Annotated in this window: 21 protein-coding genes; 8 read left to right on the forward strand and 13 right to left on the reverse strand. The window is 74.5% G+C overall.

All coding sequences use genetic code 11. The features are described from left to right. Positions 1 to 4 precede the first annotated feature (4 nt). From ACMT9T_RS14620 to ACMT9T_RS14635, 4 genes are read right to left on the reverse strand one after another with little or no spacing between them, the layout of a single operon-like run. The gene (locus ACMT9T_RS14620) at positions 5 to 964 is read right to left on the reverse strand and encodes a DUF1648 domain-containing protein (RefSeq protein WP_414746230.1); all 960 of its coding nucleotides are present in this window, start codon (positions 962 to 964) and stop codon (positions 5 to 7) included. Beyond that, the gene (locus ACMT9T_RS14625; protein WP_414746231.1) at positions 961 to 1,311 is read right to left on the reverse strand and encodes a GntR family transcriptional regulator; all 351 of its coding nucleotides are present in this window, start codon (positions 1,309 to 1,311) and stop codon (positions 961 to 963) included. The genes ACMT9T_RS14620 and ACMT9T_RS14625 overlap by 4 nt, the downstream gene beginning before the upstream one ends. Positions 1,312 to 1,357: 46 nt before the next feature. Beyond that, positions 1,358 to 2,404: a LacI family DNA-binding transcriptional regulator gene (locus ACMT9T_RS14630; RefSeq protein ID WP_414746232.1), complete on the reverse strand. Its 1,047-nt coding sequence runs from the start codon at positions 2,402 to 2,404 to the stop codon at positions 1,358 to 1,360. Continuing rightward, the gene (locus ACMT9T_RS14635) at positions 2,383 to 4,416 is read right to left on the reverse strand and encodes an aldo/keto reductase (protein WP_414746233.1); all 2,034 of its coding nucleotides are present in this window, start codon (positions 4,414 to 4,416) and stop codon (positions 2,383 to 2,385) included. Before ACMT9T_RS14635 ends, ACMT9T_RS14630 begins: the two co-directional genes overlap by 22 nt. 313 nt (positions 4,417 to 4,729) lie before the next feature. Here ACMT9T_RS14635 and ACMT9T_RS14640 point away from each other — a divergent pair, with 313 nt between their 5' ends. From ACMT9T_RS14640 to ACMT9T_RS14650, 3 genes are all read left to right on the forward strand, one after another. After that, entirely contained in the window at positions 4,730 to 5,575 is an 846-nt protein-coding gene (locus tag ACMT9T_RS14640; protein WP_414746234.1) for a chymotrypsin family serine protease, read from the forward strand. A gap of 132 nt (positions 5,576 to 5,707) precedes the next feature. Continuing rightward, the gene (locus ACMT9T_RS14645) at positions 5,708 to 5,899 is read left to right on the forward strand and encodes a hypothetical protein (RefSeq protein WP_414746235.1); all 192 of its coding nucleotides are present in this window, start codon (positions 5,708 to 5,710) and stop codon (positions 5,897 to 5,899) included. A gap of 105 nt (positions 5,900 to 6,004) precedes the next feature. Beyond that, positions 6,005 to 6,457 (forward strand): phosphotransferase, encoded by a 453-nt coding sequence (locus tag ACMT9T_RS14650; protein ID WP_414746236.1) that lies wholly within the window; start codon positions 6,005 to 6,007, stop codon positions 6,455 to 6,457. Between the two features lie 6 nt (positions 6,458 to 6,463). On the opposite strand, the gene ACMT9T_RS14655 is transcribed toward ACMT9T_RS14650, so the two are convergent. Then, positions 6,464 to 7,402, reverse strand: a complete 939-nt coding sequence (locus ACMT9T_RS14655; RefSeq protein WP_414746237.1) for an SDR family oxidoreductase — start codon at positions 7,400 to 7,402, stop codon at positions 6,464 to 6,466. 161 nt (positions 7,403 to 7,563) lie between these two features. Here ACMT9T_RS14655 and ACMT9T_RS14660 point away from each other — a divergent pair, with 161 nt between their 5' ends. Together ACMT9T_RS14660 and ACMT9T_RS14665 are read left to right on the forward strand one after the other, a co-directional pair. Then, positions 7,564 to 8,409, forward strand: coding sequence for a helix-turn-helix transcriptional regulator (locus ACMT9T_RS14660; protein ID WP_414746238.1), 846 nt, complete (start codon positions 7,564 to 7,566; stop codon positions 8,407 to 8,409). A 92-nt stretch (positions 8,410 to 8,501) separates the two neighbouring features. Continuing rightward, positions 8,502 to 9,785, forward strand: a complete 1,284-nt coding sequence (locus ACMT9T_RS14665) for a hypothetical protein (RefSeq protein ID WP_414746239.1) — start codon at positions 8,502 to 8,504, stop codon at positions 9,783 to 9,785. Positions 9,786 to 9,793: 8 nt separating this feature from the next. On the opposite strand, the gene ACMT9T_RS14670 is transcribed toward ACMT9T_RS14665, so the two are convergent. Next, positions 9,794 to 10,609: a nucleotidyltransferase family protein gene (locus ACMT9T_RS14670; RefSeq protein WP_414746240.1), complete on the reverse strand. Its 816-nt coding sequence runs from the start codon at positions 10,607 to 10,609 to the stop codon at positions 9,794 to 9,796. After that, positions 10,606 to 11,736: a ThiF family adenylyltransferase gene (locus ACMT9T_RS14675; RefSeq protein WP_414746408.1), complete on the reverse strand. Its 1,131-nt coding sequence runs from the start codon at positions 11,734 to 11,736 to the stop codon at positions 10,606 to 10,608. The genes ACMT9T_RS14670 and ACMT9T_RS14675 overlap by 4 nt, the downstream gene beginning before the upstream one ends. A gap of 55 nt (positions 11,737 to 11,791) precedes the next feature. On the opposite strand from ACMT9T_RS14675, the gene ACMT9T_RS14680 reads away from it, so the two are divergent. Continuing rightward, positions 11,792 to 13,498 carry a glycosyltransferase family 39 protein gene (locus ACMT9T_RS14680; RefSeq protein WP_414746241.1) on the forward strand — a complete coding sequence of 569 codons (1,707 nt, stop codon included), beginning with the start codon at positions 11,792 to 11,794 and terminating at the stop codon, positions 13,496 to 13,498. Positions 13,499 to 13,595: 97 nt separating this feature from the next. Here the strand turns inward: ACMT9T_RS14680 and ACMT9T_RS14685 are convergent, their stop codons facing one another. Beyond that, complete coding sequence (locus tag ACMT9T_RS14685) at positions 13,596 to 14,114, reverse strand: hypothetical protein (RefSeq protein WP_414746242.1); 519 nt, start codon at positions 14,112 to 14,114, stop codon at positions 13,596 to 13,598. Between the two features lie 173 nt (positions 14,115 to 14,287). On the opposite strand from ACMT9T_RS14685, the gene ACMT9T_RS14690 reads away from it, so the two are divergent. Continuing rightward, positions 14,288 to 14,707 (forward strand): hypothetical protein, encoded by a 420-nt coding sequence (locus ACMT9T_RS14690; RefSeq protein WP_414746243.1) that lies wholly within the window; start codon positions 14,288 to 14,290, stop codon positions 14,705 to 14,707. Positions 14,708 to 14,762: 55 nt separating this feature from the next. Here the strand turns inward: ACMT9T_RS14690 and ACMT9T_RS14695 are convergent, their stop codons facing one another. From ACMT9T_RS14695 to ACMT9T_RS14715, 5 genes are all read right to left on the reverse strand, one after another. Next, the gene (locus ACMT9T_RS14695; protein ID WP_414746244.1) at positions 14,763 to 15,701 is read right to left on the reverse strand and encodes a 4-(cytidine 5'-diphospho)-2-C-methyl-D-erythritol kinase; all 939 of its coding nucleotides are present in this window, start codon (positions 15,699 to 15,701) and stop codon (positions 14,763 to 14,765) included. Between the two features lie 10 nt (positions 15,702 to 15,711). Further along, positions 15,712 to 16,623, reverse strand: coding sequence for a 16S rRNA (adenine(1518)-N(6)/adenine(1519)-N(6))-dimethyltransferase RsmA (gene rsmA / locus ACMT9T_RS14700; protein WP_414746245.1), 912 nt, complete (start codon positions 16,621 to 16,623; stop codon positions 15,712 to 15,714). Beyond that, positions 16,620 to 17,570: a TatD family hydrolase gene (locus ACMT9T_RS14705; protein WP_414746246.1), complete on the reverse strand. Its 951-nt coding sequence runs from the start codon at positions 17,568 to 17,570 to the stop codon at positions 16,620 to 16,622. Before ACMT9T_RS14705 ends, rsmA begins: the two co-directional genes overlap by 4 nt. A gap of 69 nt (positions 17,571 to 17,639) precedes the next feature. Next, positions 17,640 to 19,217 (reverse strand): methionine--tRNA ligase, encoded by a 1,578-nt coding sequence (gene metG, locus ACMT9T_RS14710; RefSeq protein ID WP_414746247.1) that lies wholly within the window; start codon positions 19,215 to 19,217, stop codon positions 17,640 to 17,642. Positions 19,218 to 19,291: 74 nt separating this feature from the next. Next, a complete protein-coding gene (locus tag ACMT9T_RS14715) occupies positions 19,292 to 20,425 on the reverse strand; it encodes a bifunctional 2-methylcitrate synthase/citrate synthase (RefSeq protein WP_414746248.1) in 1,134 nt (377 codons plus the stop codon). 261 nt (positions 20,426 to 20,686) lie between these two features. Here ACMT9T_RS14715 and ACMT9T_RS14720 point away from each other — a divergent pair, with 261 nt between their 5' ends. Then, positions 20,687 to 22,150 (forward strand): dihydrolipoyl dehydrogenase family protein, encoded by a 1,464-nt coding sequence (locus ACMT9T_RS14720; protein ID WP_414746249.1) that lies wholly within the window; start codon positions 20,687 to 20,689, stop codon positions 22,148 to 22,150.

Raw genomic sequence — 22,150 nt, forward strand, 5'->3', positions numbered from 1 at the left:
CGGATCAGCCCGCGCGACGCCCGTCGACGAGGGCCGTGAGCACGGCCGCACCGCGATCCGCGTCCGCCACCGTGACGAGCCGCGCCCGGCCGCCGTGCAGCTGGACCACGAGGCCGGGCCCGGACCGGGTGACGTACGCGACGCCGCGACCCGAGATCCGGAGGCCCCAGCCGCCCCACTGCCCGGGCGACACGTCCTCCCATCCGGCCGACTCGATGCGGGTCAGCGGCACGCGCATGATCGGGATCCGCGTCCACGACGACGTGACGCGGAGCCCGCGCCGGTCGACCGTGACCTCCACGCGCGCGAGCGCGAGCATCGCGAGCCCGGCGACGAGGAGCGGGATGCCGGACAGCGCGGCCGTGCCGGCGCCGTCGGCCGAGGTGCTGGCCGCGGCGACGCCCGCGAGCACAACGACGACCGCGCCGATGCCGGCGAACCACGCGCTACCGGTGCGGGCGCGCCAGGCGACGCGGGCCGTGGCGGCGACGGCGAGCGGCGGCACGTCGTGCGCGGGGACGGGCCCGGCGCGACGCACGAGCGCTGCCACGGGGATCGCCGCCGCCGCGGCCCCCACGCCGACGAGCACGACGCCCCACCAGCCGGGGAAGGTCCCGTCGCCCGTGGTGGCGGACGCGGCCAGCGCGATCCACGCCGTGGCGAAGCTGCCCGCGAGGAGGTTCGCGATGAGCAGCACGGTGGCCGCGGTGCGCAGGTCCCGCGCGCGCAGGGCGACGACAGAGGACACGACGGCGAGGAGCGCGAGGCCCCCGGCGATCCCGAGCAGGGGCCACGGCGAGTCCCAGCCGTCCGGCTGCCCGTCGAAGCCGAAGTGGACGGCGATGCGGCCGGGCAGCGTCGGCGCGAGCACGAGCGCCGCCGCGCCGAGGACGAGGGCGATGACCGCGGCGGGTGCGACGACCGCCACGCGCGTCGCGGTCGGCAGGGGTGAGGCGGTGGTCATCGTGCTCCCTTGATCATGGTGAACAGGTCGTCGAGCGGGACGCCCAGCGTCTCCGCCTGGTCGCGCAGCTCCTCCACGAGCGTCCGCAGCCGGTCGAACGAGGCGTTGCCCGAGCGGATCACCGTCGCGCCCCGACCGCGGCGCAGCTCGATGAGCCCGTCGTCCTGGAGGCTCGCGTACGCCCGCAGGACCGTGTGCATGTTCACGTCGACGGCCGCCGCGAGGTCGCGCGCCGCCGGCAGCCGCTCGCCGCTCGCGAGCTCGCCGCGCGCGATGGCGTAGCGGATCTGCGTGGCCACCTGCTCCGCGAGCGAGGCCTTCGCCGCCGGATCCACCGTGATGAGCATGTTCGCATTCTATGCGAACAATGCAGGTCGGGACCAGGGCGAGGCGTCAGGCCGACTCGCGCACCACCAGCTGGTGCCGCACCGTCCGGACCACCTCGGGGCCGGAGCGCGGCAGGTCGCCCGCGATCATCGCGACCGCGAGGTCGAGCGCGTGGCGGGCGAGCTCGTCGAGGTCCACCGCGAGCGTCGTGAGGGTGGGCGCGAGCAGGCGGCCGATCGACAGGCCGTCGATGCCGACCACGCGCACGTCGCCCGGCACGTCGACGCCCGCGCGGCGGCAGGCGGAGAGCACGCCGAGGGCGCACACGTCGTTGAAGGCCACGATCGCGTCGGCCGCGCGCGGGCGCGCGACGATGCGCTCGGTCGCCTCCGCTGCCGCCTCGGCGGTGGGCGCCGACGCGCGGACGACGGCCGGCTCCATCGACCGGGCCGCGAAGGCGGCCACGAGCAGGGCGGCGCGCGCGCTGGGGCCTGCGGCGACCGCGGCGTCGAGCACGACCGGGTGGCGCACGCCGGCCGCCTCGAGGTGGTCGGCCAGCGCGTCGATCGCGTCGGACGGATCCAGCAGCACGGCGGCGCGGAGCGGGTCGCCGTGCGGATCCAGCTCCACGACGGGCACGGAGCCGAGCCGGGCGATCCACTCGGCGGCGCGCGAGCCGAGGGTCCCGATCACGGCGTCCGTCTGCGCGCCGAGCGCCTCGACCATGCGGTCGGAGTCGGCGGCGAGGCCGACGTCGGCGAGCGAGACATTCCATCCGCGGGCCGCCGCGATGCGCACGACCGCGGACGCGAGCTCGGGCGACCACGGGTTCCGCAGGTCGTCGACCACGAGGCCGAGCTGGTGGTCGCCGCCCGTCACGAGCCCGCGACCGAAGCGCGACGGCCGGTACGCGAGCTGATCCGCGGCGTCGAGGACGCGCCGCTTCGTCTCCTCGCTGATGCCCGGCATGCCGTTCATCGCGCGCGTGACGGTCTGCCGGGACACCCCGGCGGCGGCCGCGACGTCGTGGATCGTGGCGCGGCCGGCCGGCTCCCGACCGGCCGCGCCCCGACCCGCGTCCTCGGGACCGCTCAGCCGCGCAGGTCCAGCCACGCCACCTGCTCCGGGGTGAGCTCGACCGACAGGCCGCGCATCGAGGAGCGGACCTCCGAGATGGTGCGCGGCCCGAACAGCGGGAAGGTCGGGAACGGCTGCGCGAGCACGTAGGCGAGCGCGATCGCCGTGGCCTGCACGCCGTGCTCGGCCGCGAGCTCCTCGGCCCGGCGGAGGCGCTCGAAGTTGTCGTCGCCGTAGTAGCAGCGCACGAGCTCCGGGTCGCTGAGGTCGTCGGGGCGGGCGCGTCCCGTGAAGAAGCCGCGCGCCTGCGACGACCACGGCAGCAGCGGGATCTGCCGCTCCTCCAGCCAGGCCTTGGACGCGGGATCCGTGACGTGCACGCATCCCGCCCACGGCACGTCGTACGCCTCGGCCAGGCCGAAGTGGTCGCTCAGCGCCTGGAACCCGGCGCGGCCGTTGGCCTGCGCGTACGCCTGCGCCTCGTCGAAGCGCTCGGGCGTCCAGTTGGAGACGCCGTAGGAGCGGATCCGCCCGGCGCGCTGGTGCTCGTCCATCACGTCGACGAACTCCCCCACCGGCACCTCGGGGTTGTCGCGGTGCATGAGGTAGATGTCGGCGTAGTCGGTGCCCTGGCGCTCGAGGCTCTCCAGCAGCTGGTTGGTGAGCGACTCGGGGTCGCAGTGCGGGGTGTGGGCGCCCTTCGTGATGACGACGAGGTCCTCGCGGATGCCGCGGTTCTGGATCCACTTCCCGAGCCGGCCCTCGTGCACGCCGCCGCCGTAGATGTAGCCCGTGTCGAACGCGTTGCCGCCCTGCTCGACGAAGTGGTCGAAGATCGCGGACGCGTGCGCGAGGTCCGGCTGGTTGTCGACGCCCATGACGAGGCGCGACATGCGCTTGCCGACTCCGGGGATCTCGCCGTAGAGCATGGGGCTGTCGTCGCGGACGCGCAGCGGGCGGCCGGAGACGGTGGGGATGTCGGCGTCCTCGGCCTCGAACGGGTAGCGGAGCTCGAGCGCGGCGCGCCAGCGGTCGAGGGTGCGTGCGGTCGCGAGCGTCTCGTCGAGCGTCATCTGCGCGGCCTCGCTGAGGCCGGACGCGAGCGCGTCGGTCGTCGCGTCGGCCTCGATCGCGTACGGCTTCGCGTCGGGGAAGGTCAGCGTGCGCGGCTCCTCGCCGACGACGGAGACCACGATCGCCGGCTCGCCGCCGAGGGTCCACGGGTCGGCGAGGTGGATGCGGCCCTTCGAGCCCAGGATCGTGAGGCCCTGCGGCTCCTCGAGGGCGACGCCCGCGCGGAGGGTCGCGGTGATCCCCGGCTGCCCGGCGCCGCCGCGGTACGTGGCGCGCGCGACGGACCACTCGTCGACGCCCGTGGGGCCGACCGTGCCGTCGACCTCGAGGGTGAGCGGCTCGGCGACGGCGATCCCCGTCGCGGCCTGCACGACGGCGGCCGCGGCCGTGACGGTGTAGCCGCCGACGTCGAGGATCCCGCCGCCCGCGGTCGCGGTGTCGTAGAGGCGGCCGGTGCGGGATCCGGTGCGGAAGGAGAAGGACGCGTCGACGTGGGCGACGTCGCCGATCACGCCGTCGCGCAGGAGCTCGAGGAGCGCCGCGGTCTGCGGGTGGAAGCGGTACATGTACGCCTCGACGAGCGGGAGGCCGGCCGCGCGGGCCGCGTCGACGAGCGCCATCGCGGTGCCGTGGTTGACGGCGAGCGGCTTCTCGCAGAGCACGGCCTTGCCCGCGTCGAGCGCGCGGATCACGAGGTCGGCGTGGCCCGTGTGGACGGTGGAGATGTAGACGGCGTCGACGTCGGGATCCGCGAGGACCGCGTCGTAGTCGGCGCCCGTGACGTCGGCGAAGCCGTGGGCGGCGGCCTCGGTGGCGAAGGCCTCGGCGCGCTCGGCGCTCGAGCTGCCGGCCGCGACGAGGCGGGCGCCGCGCTCGGTCGCGGGCAGCTGGGAGAGGAAGCGGCGGGCGATGCTGCCCGGGCCGAGGACCGCCCAGCCGGGTGCGGTCGGGGTGGTCGGGGTGGGGTCGGTCATGGTGGAGCCCTTCGCGGCGTCGTCGGCGTGAACGTTCACGACGACGCTACGGGGCCGTGTCCGACGCGGTCAAGGGGGCCGACGCAGATGGCGCGTGAACGTTCACGGCATAGCAGCCATCACCTCCTCCCCGGGCCGGGCATCCCGAGCGCGCCCCGCCGCGAGCGGCATGTGCGCTCGCCGCTCCCCGCGGACGCCTCCGCCGCTAGCGTCCGCGGCGGAGGAGCGGCCATGTCGGGACATGCCGGGACGGGCGCCGTCCTCCGCCCCCATCCACCGCGCGGACACCTGCGCACCTACCCCTGGAGACCCCATGCACCTCGTCCGTCACCGCAGCCCGCGGGAACCGAGCGGCCCGGGCCGCGCCATCCGCTCCCGCCTGCTGGCCCTCGTCGCCGCCTTCGCCGCCGTCGTGGCCCTCACCGCCGTCGGCGCCGCCCCGGCGAACGCCGACCAGGGCGACCGGTTCGACCTGCCGGTCATCGCGGGCTCGAAGATCAACTCGTCCGCGGGCTCGTGCACCGTCGGCGCCGTCCTCGTCCCCCGCAGCTGGTACCTGACCCTCACGCCGTACCAGAAGGCGACGCGGTACATCGTCACGGCTGCGCACTGCGGCGGGATGTACTCCACGGTCCACGTCGGCGCTGCGGCCATCGGCACGGTGGACTGGATCTCGCCCCACCACTCCGACATCGAGCTGATCCGCGTCTCGCCCCAGCCCGACGAGCGCACGCTCTACTGCCGGTCGCACCACTCGTCGGCGGCGTTCTGCAGCCCCATCCAGACGTACACGCCGCGCGCGAACGGCCAGGTCTTCATGCCGAACCGCGGCCGCGTCGGACGCCAACCGATCCAGGGCACCGCCGCCCCCGAGGGCAGGTTCTGCACGAGCGGGTTCGCGACCGGGGTCAAGTGCACGTTCCATGCGGTGAGCCTCCCCCACGGCGTCGATACGCCGTGGAGCCACCTGTCGGCGGCCGAGACGGACGAGCACGACGCGTTCGCCGGAGGCGACTCCGGCGGTCCGGTCGTGTCCTACGGGCACCAGCTGCTCGGGATCATCGCGGGCAAGACGACGAACAACGCCTACCTGCTCTACACGTCGATCGACCAGGTGCTCTCCGAGCTGCCCGCCTACGTGCTGGCGCCTGTGCGCTGATCCCGGCCACCCTGCCGGCCGGCGCTCGACGGACCTCGTCCGCCGGGCGCCGGCCCGATCGCGGGCGGCCCGCGCGATAGCACGGCGCCCCCCCCACCCCTAGGCCGCTCCGAGCATGCGTACGGTGGGCGCATGCCCGCCGCACGCACCGTCCGCGTCGAGGGCGACATCGTGATCCGCCCGGCGAAGCCGTGGACGCCCACGGTGCACGCGCTCCTCCGGCACCTGCGCGCCGAGGGCCTGCCGGTGCCGGCGCCGCTCGGCGTCGCCGACGGCGTGGAGCGGGTGACGCTCGTGCCCGGGGACGCGGGCGAAGCGGCGTAGGCGCACCAAGCGACCACCTCGGCCGTCGCGTCCGCGGGCCGCCTGCTGCGCCGGATCCACGACGCCACGCGTGCCTGGGATCCACCGGCTGACGCCGTCTGGTCCGTGCCCGCGGAGGGCGGCGAGGTCATCTGCCACGGCGACCCGCAGCCGCCGAACATGGCGTGGCGCGACGGCGTCGCGGTCGGCCTCTTCGACTGGGACGCCGCGCGTCCCGCGGCGCCGCTCAGCGACGTCGCCTACGCGCTCGAGTGGTCGACGCCCTTCAGCACGGATCCGGCCGGCCTGCGCATGCGCGGGCTGACGGCCGAGGTCGACCGGCGCTCCCGGATCGACGCACTCCTCGACGGCTACGGCTGGGAGGGCCCGATCGACGTGGTCGACGCGGTGCTCGCGCGGCAGCAGCGCGCCATCGACGAGGTCGTCCACCTCGGGCGGCAGGGCCACGAGCCGCACGCCGCCTGGGTCGCCGCGGGCTGGCCGGCGCGGTGGCGGGCGAAGCTGCGGGAGACGGAGTCGCTGCGGGCGTCGGTGGAGGGACAGGCCCCCGGGCGCTGATCGCCCTCACGCCGGGAAGCGCACCCCCGTCAGCTCCTCGGAGACCGCCCAGATGCGCCGCGCGTCGGCGGGGTCGGCGACGCGCGAGAACGGCGCCGTCTCCGCGGGCGCTCCGCCGAGGTGCCCGGGGCCGCTCGGCGCGTACATGCGGCCGCCGCCGTCGTCCGTCGTGGCCGCGAGGAGGGCGGGCAGGGCGGCGCTCTCGGCGGTGCCCACCAGGATCCCGAGGCGGGACAGCCGCCGGATCACGCGCACGTCGAGGCCGTCGCGCGAGCGGCCCGTCGCGGTGCGCGCGGCGAGCAGGCTCGTCGGGGCGATGCCCGGGTGCGCGAGGTCGCTCGTGATCCCCCAGCCGCCCGCCGCGCTCCGCCGCTGGAGCTCGAGCGCGAAGAGGCCCTGCGCGATCTTCGAGGAGCTGTAGGCCCGCCCCGCGCGGTAGCGCCGCTCCCACTGGAGGTCGTCCCATCCCACGGCGTACGACGCGGCGGCGATGCTCACCTGCGAGACGACGCGCGCGGATCCCGCCCGCAGCAGCGGGAGGAGCCGGCCCACGAGCGCGAAGTGGCCAAGGTGGTTCGTGCCGAGCTGCAGCTCGAAGCCGTCCTCGGTGGTGCGGCGCTCGGGCGGCGTCATCACGCCGGCGTTGGCGACGAGCAGGTGCAGGGGCGCGCCCTCGTCCGTCAGCCGGGCGGCGAGCGTCGCCACGGAGTCGAGCGAGGCGAGGTCGAGGTCGTGCAGGGCGATCCGCGCGGCCGGGTGCCGCTCGCGGATCCGGGCGACGGCGGCCTCGCCCTTCCGCCGGTCGCGCACCGGGAGGAGCACCTCGGCGCCCGCGCCCGCCAGCCGGGTCGCGAGCGCCAGGCCGATGCCGTCGCTGCCTCCCGTGACGAGGGCGCGGCGGCCGGTGAGGTCGGGGACGGGGATGTCGATCGGGCGACGGGGCATGGCGGATCCTCCTGGTGGCGGCGATGCGGACGTCCCGCACCGGCTGCCCCGAGCCTGGGCGTAGCGCCGTCCCGCAACCAGGGCGCGACGAGACGTGGATCGGCGGGTCCTGGCTGCGGCGGCGACACCCCGGGAGGATGGACGGGACAGACGGAGGACGCATGCGCCAGATGGATCACGCGGGGCTCGCCGAGTTCCTCCGCCGCCGCAGGGAGGCGCTCCAACCCGAGGACGTCGGACTCCCCCGCACCCCGCGCCGCCGCACGAGCGGGCTGCGGCGCGAGGAGGTCGCGGCGCTCTCGAGCATGTCGGCCGACTACTACGCGCGCATCGAGCGCGGCAGCAGCCCGCAGCCGTCGGAGCAGATGCTCGCGGCGATCGCGCACGGCCTGCACCTCACGGTCGACGAGCGCGAGCACCTGTTCCGGCTCGCGGGGCACCAGCCGCCGGCGCGCGGTGGATCCGGCGGCCACGTCGGACCGGGCCTCCAGCGGATCCTCGACCGGCTCGTCGACACGCCCGCCGAGGTGGTGAGCGAGCTCGGCGAGACGCTGATGCAGACGCCGATGGGCGTCGCGCTGACGGGCGACATCGCGCACCTCACGGGGCCGGAGCGGAGCATCGGGTACCGCTGGTTCGCGGATCCGGCGAGCCGCCGCCTGTTCCCGGAGGAGGACCACGCGGCGCTCGGACGCCTCTGGGTCTCGGGGCTGCGGGAGGTCGCGACCCGCCGTGGATCCGGATCCCGCGCCGCCCGCTACGTGGAGCTGCTGCTGCCGCGGAGCGCCGAGTTCCGCGAGCTGTGGGCGCTGCACGAGGTGGGCCTCCGGCCGAGCGCCGTGAAGCGCTTCGAGCACCCGGAGCTCGGCCGGCTGGAGCTCGCGTGCCAGACCCTCACCGATCCGGAGCAGGGGCACCACCTGCTCGTCTACACGGCCGCGCCCGGCTCGGAGAGCCACGAGAAGCTGCGGCTGCTGGGGGTGATCGGGGCGCAGTCGATGGGGTGAGGCGCCCCGATCGGGGGCGACACGCGCGGCGCCCGCGGTGGGAGGCTCAGGCCGTACCCGACCGGGCTGCCTGCCCACCCGAAGGAGATCCCGTGGATGACGACGTCCAGCTCATCAGCGACGGCGACGGCCTGGCCGTCATCGGCGAGCCGACCGCGGTGGAGCGCTTCCTCGCGGCGAACGAGCTGCCGAAGGGGCGGGACCTCGGGCTCGAGCGACTGAAGCCCGTCGCGGGCATGGCGGCGGCCGCGATGCAGGCGGGGTCCGTCGCCGCCGAGAACCACGGGCGGTGGGTGAAGCTGTCCGAGAAGTCGACGGAGCTGCTCAAGACGCATGCCGCGATGAAGGGCTCCCTCCCGACGCTCGAGCGCGGCGTGATCATGGACGGTACCAAGATCAAGGGCATCGTCGAGTTCGCGCGTGGCCCCGGGGCGTACCTCACCAATCCGGCGATCCTCTCCGGCGCCGCCGGGATCATGGCCCAGTACGCCATGCAGCAGACGATGGACGAGATCACCGACTACCTCGCGGTCATCGACGCCAAGGTCGACGACATCCTCCGCGGGCAGAAGGACGCCGTGCTCGCCGACATGATCGGCGTGGAGATGGTGATCGACGAGGGCACCCTGATCCGCGCGCAGGTCGGCCGCGTCTCCGACATCACCTGGTCGAAGGTGCAGGGCACGACGCAGATCCTCGCGCGCACGCAGGGCTACGCGCTCCGCCAGCTCGACGCGCTCGCCGAGAAGATGGAGCGGACCACCAAGGTCGACGACCTCGTGAAGGTCACGAAGGACGCGGAGTCGACCGTGCGCGAGTGGCTCGCCGTGCTCGCCCGCTGCTTCCAGCTCCAGGACGCCGTCGCCGTCCTCGAGCTCGACCGCGTGCTCGACGCCTCGCCGGAGGAGCTCGACGAGCACCGCCTCGCGCTGCGCACCGTCCGGCGAAACCGGCTCGCCGTGATCGGCCGCACGACCGACCGCCTGCTCGAGCGCATGGACGCCGCGGCCGGCACCGCGAACGCGAAGGTGCTGCTCAACCCGTTCGACTCGCGGGCGATCGTGGGATCCAGCAACCGCGCCGCCACAGGAGTCGTGCGGTTCAACGGCCTGCTCGGCGTCGCCGACGAGCGCGAGTCGCTGGAGGCGCGCCGCTGGCTGACGGCCGTGGGCGACACCTGGGACTCGGCGCGCGACCAGGGCGCCGAGGGCGTGGACGCCGCGCGTCGCATCGGGGCGGCTGCCTTCGGACGCGGTCGCGCGGCGGCGGACGGGCTGTCCCTCAAGCTCGCGGAGGGCGCCCTGCGTCGCCGGCGCGGCAAGGGCGAGGGCGAGGGCGCCTCGGAGCTCGACGCGCCGGACGACCCGCGGGCCTGAGCCTCGGATCAGCCCCCGCCCGCGACCCCCGCCCGCCGCACCGCATCCCGCAGCACGGCCTCGACCGCATCGACGGACCGGAGCAGCTCGACCGGCTCGGTGCCCACGCGGCCGACGATCGCGTCGACCCCGCGGAGCCCCGCGCGCGTCAGCAGCTGCTTCTCGTTCGTGATCCACTCGCCGCGGTGCGCGAGGATCGCGTGCGCCGCCTGGCACGCGGCCTCGGAGAGGAGCCCCGCGCACTGCGCGGCCCGGCCGTGGCGGGCGTGGCCCTCGCGGGCGTAGTGGAGCGTCAGCTCCACGCGCTGCCACCAGACGACGGGCGCGGACGCGCGCAGCGCCTGCGGGTACTCGAACGTCGGCACCTCGCCGCGGAGGGCGCGGTTCACCCCGACCTCGGCCAGCAGGATCGTGCTCGGCAGCCCGGCCTGGTGGTACAGCAGCGTCTCGAGGGTGAACCGCCCGGCCACCGCCTCCTCGTGCACCGCCTCGATCGCGTCGAGGTCGCGGTAGTGCACGTCGACCGCGCGGCCGTCGACGTGCAGCGCGCCGCCGCCGTCGAAGATCCGGCCCCAGCCGCCGCGGGCGCTGAGCACGCCCGGCCAGCCGAGGGCGCGCAGGTCGTCGGGGTCGAAGGACCCGCGGTAGTAGACGGCCAGGTCCCAGTCGCTGTCGGGCCGGGAGACGCCCTGCGCGCGGGATCCGCCGAGCGCCACGCCTCGGACGCCCGGCACCGCGGCGAGTGCGTCGGCCACGTGCTCGAGGAACGCGTCGTCGTCGAGCCCGAGGACGGGACCGGCGTCGGCCTCGGCGCCGGAGCTCACGCCCGCCCCGCCACGCTCCGCCACGACTGGATCCCGCCGCGCAGGCTCACCGCGTCGCGCCCGGCCTCGCGCAGCGCCGCCGCGGCCGCCCGGGAGCGCACGCCCGAGGCGCAGTAGACGATGACGCGGTCGGTGATCGCGCCGGGCACCGCGCCCGGGTCCACCGTGACGATGCGCACCGGCACGGCGACGTGGCCGGGGATGGAGTCGACGAGGCGCTCGTCGGGCTCGCGCACGTCGAGGAGCACGACCTGCTCGTCGGAGGCGAGGATCCGCTCGACCTCCTCCGCGTCGAGCTCGGTGCCGTCGGTGGCCGCGCCCACGCCGCAGAAGAGGTCGTAGTCGGCGAGCGCGGTGACCCGCTGGCGGCCCTTGGCGCGCTTCACGCCGATGGTGCGGCTGGTGCCGGCGAGCGCGTCGAGCACCACGACCCGGCCGAGGAGCGGCGTCCCCGCGCCCGTGACGAGCTTGATGACCTCGGTCGCCATGAGCGAGCCGACCGTGCCGCACACGGCGCCGAACACGCCCGCCTCCTCGCAGGAGAGCACGGCGCCGTCGGCCGGCGGCTCGGGGAAGACGTCACGGTAGTCGATGCCGCGGCCATCGGGCGCGGCGTCCCAGAAGACGGTGACCTGCGCGTCCCACCGGTACACGGATCCCCACACGCACGGCACGCCCACGAGGGCCGCCGCGTCGCTGATGAGGTACCGGGTGGCGAAGTTGTCGGTGGCGTCGACGACCACGTCGTAGCCGCCGAGGATCCGCAGGGCGTTGTCGTTCGTGAGCCGCTCGGCGTGCTCGACGACCTCGATGCCGGGGTCGGTCCGGTGCACCGAATCCGCCGCTGACGAGGTCTTCGGCCGGCCGACGTCGGGCGTGCCGTGGATGGTCTGGCGCTGGAGGTTGGAGAGGTCCACAGCATCGTCGTCTACGATTCCGAGGGTCCCGATCCCCGCCGCGGCCAGATACTGCAGCACCGGGGAGCCCAGCCCGCCCGCTCCGATCACGAGCACGCGCGCCTGGTCGATGCGGGACTGACCCCCCATCCCGATGCCGGGAAGGGCGAGGTGCCGGGAGTGCCGTTCGCGCCGCTCGTGCGCATCCCGCCCGGAGCCATGACCACCCAGGCCCCGCCCCTCGGGGTGCGTGCCGTCCAGATCGACGAGCGGCAGAGACGACCCCATGACAGACCTCCGTACGGACGGCGGACGCGGACCCGCGTCGACCGGACCCAGCGTACGACGGCCCGCCGACGGTCCCCGCGGCGGTCGCCCCGCCGGCCCCCTCGGCCGCTTCCACCACCGCCGCTGGGGCGACGCGTGGATCATCGGCCTCCTCGGCTTCCTGCTCGCGCTCCCCCTCGCCGGCGCGCCCTCGGTCTGGTACGACGAGGCCGCCACCGTCATCTCGGCCACGCGCGGCTGGGACGACCTCCTCCGCGAGCTCAGCACGGTCGACGCCGTCCACGGCCTCTACTACGCGGGCATGAAGGTGTGGTTCGACCTGGTCGGCTACTCGCCCACCTCGCTCCGCTTCCCGAGCGCCGTGTTCATCGGGCTCGCGGCGGCGGGCGTGGTGCTGCTCACGCGCACCGTCTCGACGCGCGCCACCGGGATCGCGGCCGGCATCGTCTTCGTCGTGATCCCCCGCTCGGCCTGGATGGGCACGGAGGGCCGCTCGTTCGCGCTCGGCACGCTCATCGCGGTCGCGCTCACGGTGGTGCTCGTGCTCGCGGCCCGTCGCGCCGGCGCCCGCTGGCAGGTGCAGGCGAGGTGGTGGGCGCTGTACGGGCTGCTGGCGTGGCTCGGCGCATCCACCTTCGTGTACCTGGCGCTGCTCGTGGGCGCGCACGGCGTCGTGATCCTCTGGGCCGTCGTCTCCGCCCGCGTCGGCCGCCGCAGCCGCCGGCCCATGGTGGTGTCGCTGCTCGGCTGGGCGCTCGCGTCGATCACGGCCGGGATCCTGTCCCTGCCGCTCGTGCGCGTGGTGACGGAGCAGTCGGGCCAGGTCGGCTGGATCAAGCCCATCGGCCCGAACACGATCACCCAGGTGGTCTCGACGCAGCTCTTCTACCAGAACGACGTCTTCGCGGTCATCGCCTGGATCCTCGCGCTCGCGGGCCTCGTGCTGCTCGTGCGCCGCGGGATCCGCCTGGTGCGCGCCCGCCGCGCCTCCCGCGTCGAGCCCGAGGGCGCCCTCGCCGAGTACGAGTCGGCGTACCTGCACGCCGGATGGTCGCCGACGATCCTGCAGCTCGCGGTCGTCTGGTGCGCCGTGCCCACGCTGCTGCTCATCGGCGCGTCCACGCTCATGTCGCCGCTCTACTCGCCGCGGTACATGGCGTACACGGCGCCCGCGTTCGCGATGCTCATGGCCGTCGGGATCCTGGCGCTGAAGTGGAAGCCGCTCGTCGCCGGCGTCACGGCCGTGCTCGTCGCGCTCTCCCTCATGCAGCTCGTGCACGACCGCACCACCACCGTGAAGGCCGACTCCGACTGGGCCGCGATCGCCCGCATCGTCTCCGAGGAGCGCGCGCAGGAGGCGCCCGGCACCGCGGAGGCCGTGATCTTCGGGCCGGTCCGCCGTCACCCCAAGGCCACCTCGCGCATCGTCGCGTACTCCTACCCGGAAGCGTTCCGCGGCATGGACGACATCCTGCTGCGCACCCCGCCCGGCGACACCGACGGGCTCTGGGAGGAGACGTACCCGCTGGCCGACCGGGTCGACGAGGTCGACGGCGCCGACGTGGTCTGGCTCGTCACGAGCGACAAGCGGGACCTCCGCCCCGAGGTCGCCGAGGCGCTCACCCCGCGCGGCTTCGCGAAGACGGACGCCTGGCACGTCATGAACGCGAACGTCGAGCGCTACGAGCGGGTCGACGCGGGCTGATCCCATCCCGTCTCGTCGGCGCCGCGCTGCCCGGACGCACGAGGGGCCCGACGCCTGTGCGTCGGGCCCCTCGCTCGGAGCGTCGTGGAGCGGTGGATCAGCGGACGGCGATGGTCCCCGCGAATCGGGCGGTGACCGCCGTCCCGTCGGGCGTCTCGACCACGTGGTACTCGAGACCGCGGTGCCCGGCGGCGTCCTCCGTGATGGCGGCGTTCGGGAACTCGGTGGTGAGCGCCCAGTCGCCCGAGCCGTCGACGTGCACCTTCTCCGAGACCACGGTGAGCCCGGCGACGCCGCGGTTCCGGTACGCCGGGTCGCGGGTGACGGGGTAGGTGACGGTGACGATCTCGCCGGGGACGCCCGTGCCGTGGAACTCCACGCACTTGGTGGTGCCGGCGCAGATGGCCCGCTGGGTGCCGTGGACGGTCAGGAGGCCGGTGCCCGTGATGCGCTGCGGATCGGGCAGCGCGACGCGGGCGGTCGGGTCGGCGGCGGGAGCGGCCGCGACGGCGTGCGCGGGAGCGGCCTGCGCGGCAGCCGGGGCGATGAGCGCGAGGGGCAGCCCGGCGCTGACGGTGATGGCGACCGCGGCGGCGGCGCGCGTGATGGTGTGCATGTTCTCTCCTCGGAGGATGACGGGCGGGGTCGGAGCCACGCGCGGGAGCGCACGTGCGGCAGAGGCTAGGGGCGCCGATCAGCGTCGGGCGCGCGTTCTCCACGAGTCGTCTCGACCCGACCCGCGGGGACCGGATCGAGCGGGCGCCTCTTCGAGCCCCGTACCGTCGTGGCGTGAGCACCTTCTTCGTCGCCGGCAGCTGGCGCAACAGGCAGGCCGTCGCCGAGGTCCTCGACGCGCTGGACGGCATCGGCGAGCGGTCGTACGGCTTCGTCCGCGCCGCGTACGACGCCGACGCCGCCGCGTTCGCGGTTCCGGGCGGCGCGGACGCCGCCGACCTCGACGACCCGGGGATCCGGCGGTTGTTCGAGCAGGACCTCGCCGCGCTCCGAGCAGCCGACCGGTTCGTGCTCGTCCTCCCGGCGGGCGCCGCCGCGCACATGGAGGCGGGCATCGCCTACGGACTCGGGAAGCCCTGCGTCGCGGTCGGCACGCCCGACCGCATGGAGACCCTCTACCTCGCCTTCGAGGCGATGTGCGCGGGGCCGAAGGACCTGATCCGCCACCTGCGCACCTCAGGCGCCGTGGACTGACCGGTCACCACCCGGCAGACGGTTCGTGCCGCGGCAGCTGCCCTCGTACCGCGGGTCAGCCGGTGATGATGCGGGCGCCGTGCACGGGCCCGGTGGCGCGGATCACCGTGAGGCGGGCGGCGCTCAGCGCGATTTGCAGCTCGAGCGCGCTGTCGAGGTCGGCCGCGAGGAACGCGACCGTGGGGCCGGATCCCGAGACGATGCCCGCGAGCGCGCCGTTCTCCTCGCCCAGCTGCAGCACCTCGCCGAGCCCCGGCGCGAGGTGGAGCGCGGGCGCCTGGAGATCGTTGTGGAGGACCTCGGCGAGCATGTGCGGATCCCCCGCGCGGAGCGCCTGCAGCACGCCCGAGTCGACCTGCGGGACCTGCTGCGCCGGGAAGATGTCCTGCGCGTGGCGCTCGCGGTGCTTGTCGAGCTCGCCGTAGACGTCGGGCGTGGAGACGCCGAACTCGGCGATGGCGAGCACCCACTGGAAGGTGCCCTTGGCGAGCGCGGGGCTGAGCCGGTCGCCGCGGCCCGTGCCGATGGCGGTGCCGCCGGCGAGCGCGAACGGCACGTCGGCGCCGAGCTCCGCACCGAGGGCGAGCAGCTGGTCGCGCGTGCGCTCGGTGCCCCAGAGCGCGTCGCAGGCGAGGAGGGTGGCCGCGGCGTCCGCGGATCCGCCGCCCATGCCGCCCGCGATGGGCACGTTCTTCTCGATGCGCAGGTGCACGCCGCCGCGGTAGCCGGTGCTCCGCGCGAGGAGGCGGGCGGCGCGGACGGCGAGGTTGTCGGCGCCGGTGGTGAGGTGCGACGTGTCGATGGATCCGCCGAACTCGACCGAGAACCCGTCGGCCTTCGTGGCCCACACGTCCTCGTACAGGCTCACCGCCTGGTACGCCGTGGCGACGTCGTGGTAGCCGTCCTCCTGGAGGGCGCCCACCGTGAGCGAGACGTTGATCTTGCCCGGGGCCCGCGCGTGCACCACGTCGGAGGTGGTGGCCGCGGAGGTCATGTGCTCCAACCTAGCGGAGGCTGGGAGCCGCTCCGTCCGCGTCGCGATCCGCCCAGGCACGGGCTACGCGGAGGTAGTCGTCGACGCCCAGCTGCTCGCCCCGCGAAGTGGGGGCGACCCCTCCAGCCTCCAGGAGCGCGGACGCCGCCTCGCTCCCGCCGAGCAGCTCGGCGAGCGCCTGGCGGAGCATCTTGCGGCGCTGCTGGAAGGCCGCGTCGACGATCTTGAACGTGCGCTTGCGCAGCGCCTCGGACGCGTACGGATCCGCGTGCCGCTCGAACGCGACGAGCACCGAGTCGACGTTCGGCACGGGCCAGAAGACCTGGCGGCTGACCTGGCCGGCCGTGCGCCATGCTCCGTACCAGGCGGCCTTGACGCTCGGGGATCCGTAGACCTTGGAGCCCGGCGCGGCGGCGATGCGGTGGCCGACCTCGGCCTGCACCATGACCACGCCCGTGCGGATCGCCGGGAAGTGCTCGAGCAGGTGCAGCAGCACGGGCACGGAGACGTTGTAGGGCAGGTTCGCGACGAGCGCGGTGGGATCCCCCGGCAGCTCGGCGACGCGGAGCGCGTCCTCGTGCACCACGGTGAGGTCGGCGTCCGGCTGGTAGAGGCCCACCGTGAGGGGCAGCTGCTCGGCGAGGCGGCCGTCGATCTCCACGGCCACGACGCTCGCGCCCGTCTCGAGGAGGCCGAGGGTGAGGGATCCGAGCCCCGGCCCGACCTCCACCACGTGCGTGCCCGCCTCCACGCGCGCGACCCGGACGATGCGGCGCACGGTGTTGGCGTCGATGACGAAGTTCTGGCCGAGCTTCTTGGTGGGCGCGACGCCGAGCAGCTCGGCGAGGTCGCGGATCTCGGCGGGGCCGAGGAGGGTCGGCGCCGGTGCGGGCGCGCCGGCGCCTGCCGTCTCGTCGCTCACGCGCGGCCCGCCGGGTCGATCTCGGCGGGGTCCTTGGACGGCGACGTCACGGGCTCGTCGTCCCAGCGCCCGTAGACGAGCTCGGTGTTCGAGGAGATCTGCGCCGCGAGCATCGAGACGTCGGTGCCGAGGTGCGCGGCCATCGCGCGGAGCGTGTGCGGGATGAGGTACGGCGCGTTCGGCCGGCCGCGGAACGGCACGGGCGTGAGGAACGGCGCGTCCGTCTCCACGAGCAGCAGCGAGCGCGGCGCGAAGGTCAGCGCCTCGCGGAGGTCGACCGCGTTCTTGAAGGTGACCGTGCCGGAGAACGACATGTACCAGCCGTTCTCGGCGCAGATCCGGGCGAGGTCCTCGTCGCCGGAGAAGCAGTGGAAGACGGTGCGCTCGGGGGCGCCGACGCGCAGCAGGGTCGACACGACCTCGTCGTGCGCGTCGCGGTCGTGGATCTGGAGGGCGATGCCGCGCTCCTTGGCGATGCGGATGTGCTCCTCGAACGAGCGCTGCTGGGCAGCGCGGCCGTCCTCCCCCGTGCGGAAGAAGTCGAGGCCGGTCTCGCCGACGGCGCGCACGCGCGGGCGTCCGGCGAGCTCGTGGATCTCGGCGAGCGCGTCGTCGAGCGTGCCCGCCTCCTCGTAGGCCGGTGCCTCGTTCGGGTGGATGGCGACGGCCGCGAGCATGCGCGGCTCGTGCGCGGCGGTCTCCGCCGACCAGCGTGAGGTCTCGAGGTCGCCGCCGACCTGGATCACGCCGCGGACGCCGACCGAGCTCGCCCGGTCGAGGTGCTCGGTGAAGTCGATGGGCGACTCGCCGTCCGCGATCTCGAGGTGCGTGTGGTTGTCGTAGACGGGGACCGTGAGCGCCTCGGGCAGCGGCGGGTACGTGAGGTCGCGCGTCTGGCCGTGGGCCGAGGAGGTGTCGCGCTGGCGCACGTAGCTGGATTCGGACATTCCGCTCACTCTACCGACGGGCGGGTGCCGCGCCGGGTGGGCGGGGCACCCGGATGCCCGGCGGCGGCGTCAGGCGGCGGGCGTCGCCGGCTCCTGCTCGATGCGCGGGAACAGCGGCGCCTCGAGCGGGGTGACGGTGCCGGATCCGGTCCACTCGTCGGCGAGGTCGATGCGCTGCTGGCCGACCGTGCCGGAGCCGCCGAGCGCGGTCCAGAGCTTGGCGGTGGCGCCGGGCAGCACGGGCGCGAGCAGCACGGCGAGCGTGCCGAGGCCGCGGACCGCGGTGTGCAGCACGGTCTCGAGGCGCGCGCGGTCCTCGTCCTTCTTGGCGAGGGCCCACGGCTCCTGGCTCGTGATGTAGCCGTTGAGCTCGTCGACCAGGGTCCACACGGCGGCGAGCGCCTCGTGGATCGCGAGCCGCTCGATGGCGTCGTCGGCGGTGGACGCGGCGGCGCGCGCGACGGACAGGACGCGCTCGTCGGCCTCCGTCAGCTCGTGCGCCTCGGGGATCCGGCCGTCGAAGTAGCGGCCGACCATCGCGATCACGCGGGAGGAGAGGTTGCCGAAGCCGTTGGCGAGCTCCGCCTGGTAGCGGGCGCTGAGGTCCTCCCAGCTGAACGAGCCGTCCTGCCCGAAGGCGAAGGCGCGCATGAAGTAGTAGCGGAACGCGTCGATGCCGAAGGTGTCGGTGATGGTCTGCGGCACGATGCCCGTGAGCTTCGACTTCGACATCTTCTCGCCGCCGACGAGCAGCCAGCCGTGGCCGAAGACACGGCGGGGCGGCTCCTCGCCGAGCGCCATGAGCATGGCGGGCCAGATGACCGCGTGGAAGCGGAGGATGTCCTTGCCCACGAGGTGCGTGGCGGGCCAGCGGCGCTGGAACTGCTCGTCGTCCACGCCGTAGCCGATGGCCGTGACGTAGTTCATCAGCGCCTCGAACCACACGTAGACGACGTGGCTCTCGTCCCACGGGATGGGGATGCCCCAGTCGAAGCTGGAGCGCGAGATCGACAGGTCCTCCAGGCCCCGGCGGACGAACGACAGGATCTCGTTGCGCGCGCTCTCGGGCTGGATGAAGTCGGGGCGCTCCTCGTAGAACGCGAGGAGGCGCTCGCCGAAGTCGCTCATGCGGAAGAAGTAGTTCTTCTCCTCCAGCAGCTCGACGGGCTTGGAGTGGATGGCGCAGACCAGCTGGCCCTCGAACGGACCGGTGCCCTCGAGGAGGTCGGAGGGCTGCTTGTACTCCTCGCAGCCGACGCAGTAGTAGCCCTTGTACTCGCCCGTGTAGATGAACCCGGCGTCGTGGAGGCGCTGCAGGAAGACCTTGACGGACTCCTCGTGGCGGGCGTCGGTGGTGCGGATGAAGTCGTCGTTGGAGATGTCGACGGCCTTCAGCAGCGGCTGCCAGCTCTCGGTGACGAGGCGGTCGGCCCACGCCTGCGGGGTGGTCTCGTGCGCGGTGGCGGTGCGCAGGATCTTCTGCCCGTGCTCGTCGGTGCCCGTGAGGAACCAGGTGTCGTCGCCGCGCTGGCGGTGCCAGCGGGCGAGGACGTCGGCGGCGACCTCGGTGTACGCGTGCCCGATGTGCGGGACGTCGTTCACGTAGAAGATCGGCGTGGTGATGTAGAAGGGCTCGCCGCGGGACATGGGCTCCATCCTAACGATCGGCGGGAGCGCTCCCGGCCGTGTGACCGGGGCCTGCGCGGGGCCGCGCGCGGGGGTCAGGACAGGTGGCGCTCGGCCGGTCCGTCGTACTCCGACAGCGGCCGGATCAGCGAGTTCGCCGCCCGCTGCTCCACGATGTGCGCCGTCCAGCCGACCACGCGCGCGGCGACGAACAGCGGCGTGAAGGCGCGGGTCTCGAAGCCGAGGAGCGCGTAGGCAGGACCGGACGGGTAGTCGAGGTTCGGCAGGATCCCCGTGCGCTCGGCCATGCCGCGCTCGAGCGCGTCGTACAGCTCCATCGTGCGCCGCGCGGACTCCCCCGCCTCGCCGCCGCCGGCCACGCGCACGGCGACGAGATCGTCGAGCGCCTGCTTCATGGTGGGCACGCGCGAGTCGCCCGCGCGGTACACGCGGTGGCCGAATCCCATGACCTTGCGCTTGGCGGTGAGCGCCTCGTCGAGCCACGCCTCCACGCGCGACGCGTCGCCGATCTCGTCGAGCGTCTCGAGCACGGCCTCGTTGGCGCCGCCGTGCAGCGGGCCCTTGAGCGCGCCGATCGCACCCGTGACGGCGGAGTGCAGGTCGGCGAGGGTGGAGGTGATGACCCGGGCGGTGAACGTGGAGGCGTTGAAGGAGTGCTCGGCGTAGAGGATCAGCGACACCTCCATGGCCTTCGCGTCGGCCTCGGTGGGGCGCTCGCCGTGCACCATGAACAGCAGGTTCTCGGCGAGGCCGAGGTCGTCGCGCGGCTCGACGGGCGCGAGGCCCTGGCGGCGGCGCTGGTCGTACGCGATGAGCACGGGGATCTGCGCGAGCAGCCGCACGGAGCGCTCGAGGTCCGCGTCGGCCGAGTGGTCCTCCGGCGCGGGATCCGCGGCGCCGATCGCGCTGACCGCGGTGCGCAGCACGTCCATGGGGTGCGCGTCGACGGGCAGGGCGTCGATGATCCGCAGCACGGCCTCGGACGGCTGCCGCTCGGCGCGCTCCTGGTTCTCGAAGTGCGCGAGCTCCTCGTCCGTCGGCAGCTCGCCGTGCCAGAGGAGGTAGGCGACCTGCTCGAAGGAGCAGTGCGCCGCGAGCTCCTGCACCGGGTACCCGCGGTAGAGGAGGGAGTTGGTGGCCGGCTCGACCTTGCTGATGGCGGTCGTGTCGACGACGACCCCGGCGAGGCCCTTGCGGATGTCGGTCATGGTGCTCCTTCGCGTCATGCCGCACCCGCGTGGTGGGGCGGATCGGGTCGCCTCCGGGTGCGTTCGTCACTGTATCGGGGCGGGCGGCGCGGGGGCGAGGGTCGGCGGCGACCGCGGATCCGGCGCGCGGAGGCGGGCTGGGGAGGGAGCGCCGGTGACGGGCGGCTCCGCACCCGGGTCGCGGCGGCATCGGCTCGGTAGCCTCTCGATCAGGCGCACCCGAGGCGCCGCCCGCGCAGCCGCGCCGACCCGGAGGACGCCATGCCCGAGAGCACCGACCACGCCGATCCCGCCACCGACGCCGAGCCCGGCGCCGCGACCGAGCCCGACCGCTACGACGTCGCCGTCATCGGCGCCGGACCCGCGGGCACCGCCGCCGCCCTCCGCGCCGCCGAGCTCGGCGCATCCGTCGTCGTGCTGGAGGCCGGCCGCGTCGGCGGCACGTGCGTCAACACCGGGTGCGTGCCCACGCGCGTGCTCGCGAAGACCGCGCGGCTCGTGCGCGAGGTGCGCTCCGCGGGCGAGAACGGGATCGGCGTGGGCGAGCCGACGCCGCACTGGCCCTCGATCGTCGCGCGCGTGCACGAGCAGGTCGACCGCGTGCGCTCCCTCAAGGACGAGGCCGCGCGGTTCCGGGCGGCGGGCGTCGAGCTGGTGCACGAGGGCCGCGCGCGCTTCGTCGACGACCGCACGCTCGAGCTCGACAGCGGCCGGCGGATCACCGCGGGCTCGATCATCGTGTGCGTCGGCGGCCACTCGCGCCGCCTGCCCGTGCCCGGCGCCGAGCTCGCGACCGTGCCCGAGGACGTGCTCGCGCTGCCGGGGATACCCCGCCGCCTCGCCGTCATCGGCGCCGGCAACACGGGCGCGCAGCTCGTCACCGTGTTCCGCTCGTTCGGCTCCGAGGTCACGCTGCTCGACGTCGCGCCGCGCGTGCTCACCGCCTCCGACGAGGCGATCTCCCAGGCCGTGTCCGACGCGTTCGTCGCGCAGGGCGTGCGCGTGCACACGGGCATCGACACCGTGACGGGCCTGACGAAGACCGGCGACGGATCCATCACCCTGCTCTGGCGCGACGGCGACCGCCCGCAGTCCTCCAGCTTCGACGCCGTGATCATTGCCACCGGCTGGCCCGCCGACGTCGAGGACCTGGGGCTCGAGCACGCGGGCGTCGAGGTGACGAGGTCCGCGATCCCGGTCGACCGGTACCTCCGCACGCGCGTGCCGCACATCCTCGCGGTGGGCGACGCCAACGGGAAGGACATGCTCGTGCAGGCGGCGCAGTCCGAGGGCGAGGCAGCCGCGGAGAACGCCGTGCTGGGCGTCAACCGGCGGATCCCGCTGCAGCTCCTCCCCGCCGGCGGCTTCACCGACCCCGACTACGCGGGCGTCGGCCTCACGCAGGCGGAGGCGCGCGAGCGCGACGGCGCGTGCGTGGTCGCGCGCGTGCCGTTCGCGGAGGTGGACCGCGCCGTGATCGACGACCGCGAGGCCGGCTTCCTCCTGCTCATCGCCGACCGGCGCCGCGAGCTGATCCTCGGCGCGCACGCCGTGGGCGAGAACGCGGTCGAGGTGATCCAGTCGGTCACCACGGCGATGGCCGCGGGCGTCGACGTCGCCACCCTCGCGCACGTGCGGTTCGCCTACCCCACCTACAGCGCGATCATCGGGATCGCGGCCCGGCGCCTGCTGCAGGAGGACGAGCGGGCGGGCGAGCTCGACTGA

The organism is Clavibacter vidaverae (genome assembly GCF_047529985.1).
In the GTDB taxonomy this organism is placed as follows: Bacteria; Actinomycetota; Actinomycetes; order Actinomycetales; family Microbacteriaceae; genus Clavibacter; species Clavibacter nebraskensis_A.

What these genes read in the sequence shown, in the direction of transcription:
- ACMT9T_RS14645 (WP_414746235.1), top strand. Translation starts at nt 5,708, where the DNA reads ATGCCCGCCGCACGCACCGTCCGCGTCGAGGGCGACATCGTGATCCGC.
- ACMT9T_RS14620 (WP_414746230.1), bottom strand. Translation starts at nt 964, where the DNA reads ATGACCACCGCCTCACCCCTGCCGACCGCGACGCGCGTGGCGGTCGTC.
- ACMT9T_RS14635 (WP_414746233.1), bottom strand. Translation starts at nt 4,416, where the DNA reads ATGACCGACCCCACCCCGACCACCCCGACCGCACCCGGCTGGGCGGTC.
- ACMT9T_RS14680 (WP_414746241.1), top strand. Translation starts at nt 11,792, where the DNA reads ATGACAGACCTCCGTACGGACGGCGGACGCGGACCCGCGTCGACCGGA.
- ACMT9T_RS14715 (WP_414746248.1), bottom strand. Translation starts at nt 20,425, where the DNA reads ATGACCGACATCCGCAAGGGCCTCGCCGGGGTCGTCGTCGACACGACC.
- ACMT9T_RS14705 (WP_414746246.1), bottom strand. Translation starts at nt 17,570, where the DNA reads ATGTCCGAATCCAGCTACGTGCGCCAGCGCGACACCTCCTCGGCCCAC.
- metG (WP_414746247.1), bottom strand. Translation starts at nt 19,217, where the DNA reads ATGTCCCGCGGCGAGCCCTTCTACATCACCACGCCGATCTTCTACGTG.
- ACMT9T_RS14685 (WP_414746242.1), bottom strand. Translation starts at nt 14,114, where the DNA reads ATGCACACCATCACGCGCGCCGCCGCCGCGGTCGCCATCACCGTCAGC.
- ACMT9T_RS14720 (WP_414746249.1), top strand. Translation starts at nt 20,687, where the DNA reads ATGCCCGAGAGCACCGACCACGCCGATCCCGCCACCGACGCCGAGCCC.
- ACMT9T_RS14655 (WP_414746237.1), bottom strand. Translation starts at nt 7,402, where the DNA reads ATGCCCCGTCGCCCGATCGACATCCCCGTCCCCGACCTCACCGGCCGC.
- ACMT9T_RS14625 (WP_414746231.1), bottom strand. Translation starts at nt 1,311, where the DNA reads ATGCTCATCACGGTGGATCCGGCGGCGAAGGCCTCGCTCGCGGAGCAG.
- ACMT9T_RS14695 (WP_414746244.1), bottom strand. Translation starts at nt 15,701, where the DNA reads ATGACCTCCGCGGCCACCACCTCCGACGTGGTGCACGCGCGGGCCCCG.
- ACMT9T_RS14640 (WP_414746234.1), top strand. Translation starts at nt 4,730, where the DNA reads ATGCACCTCGTCCGTCACCGCAGCCCGCGGGAACCGAGCGGCCCGGGC.
- ACMT9T_RS14660 (WP_414746238.1), top strand. Translation starts at nt 7,564, where the DNA reads ATGCGCCAGATGGATCACGCGGGGCTCGCCGAGTTCCTCCGCCGCCGC.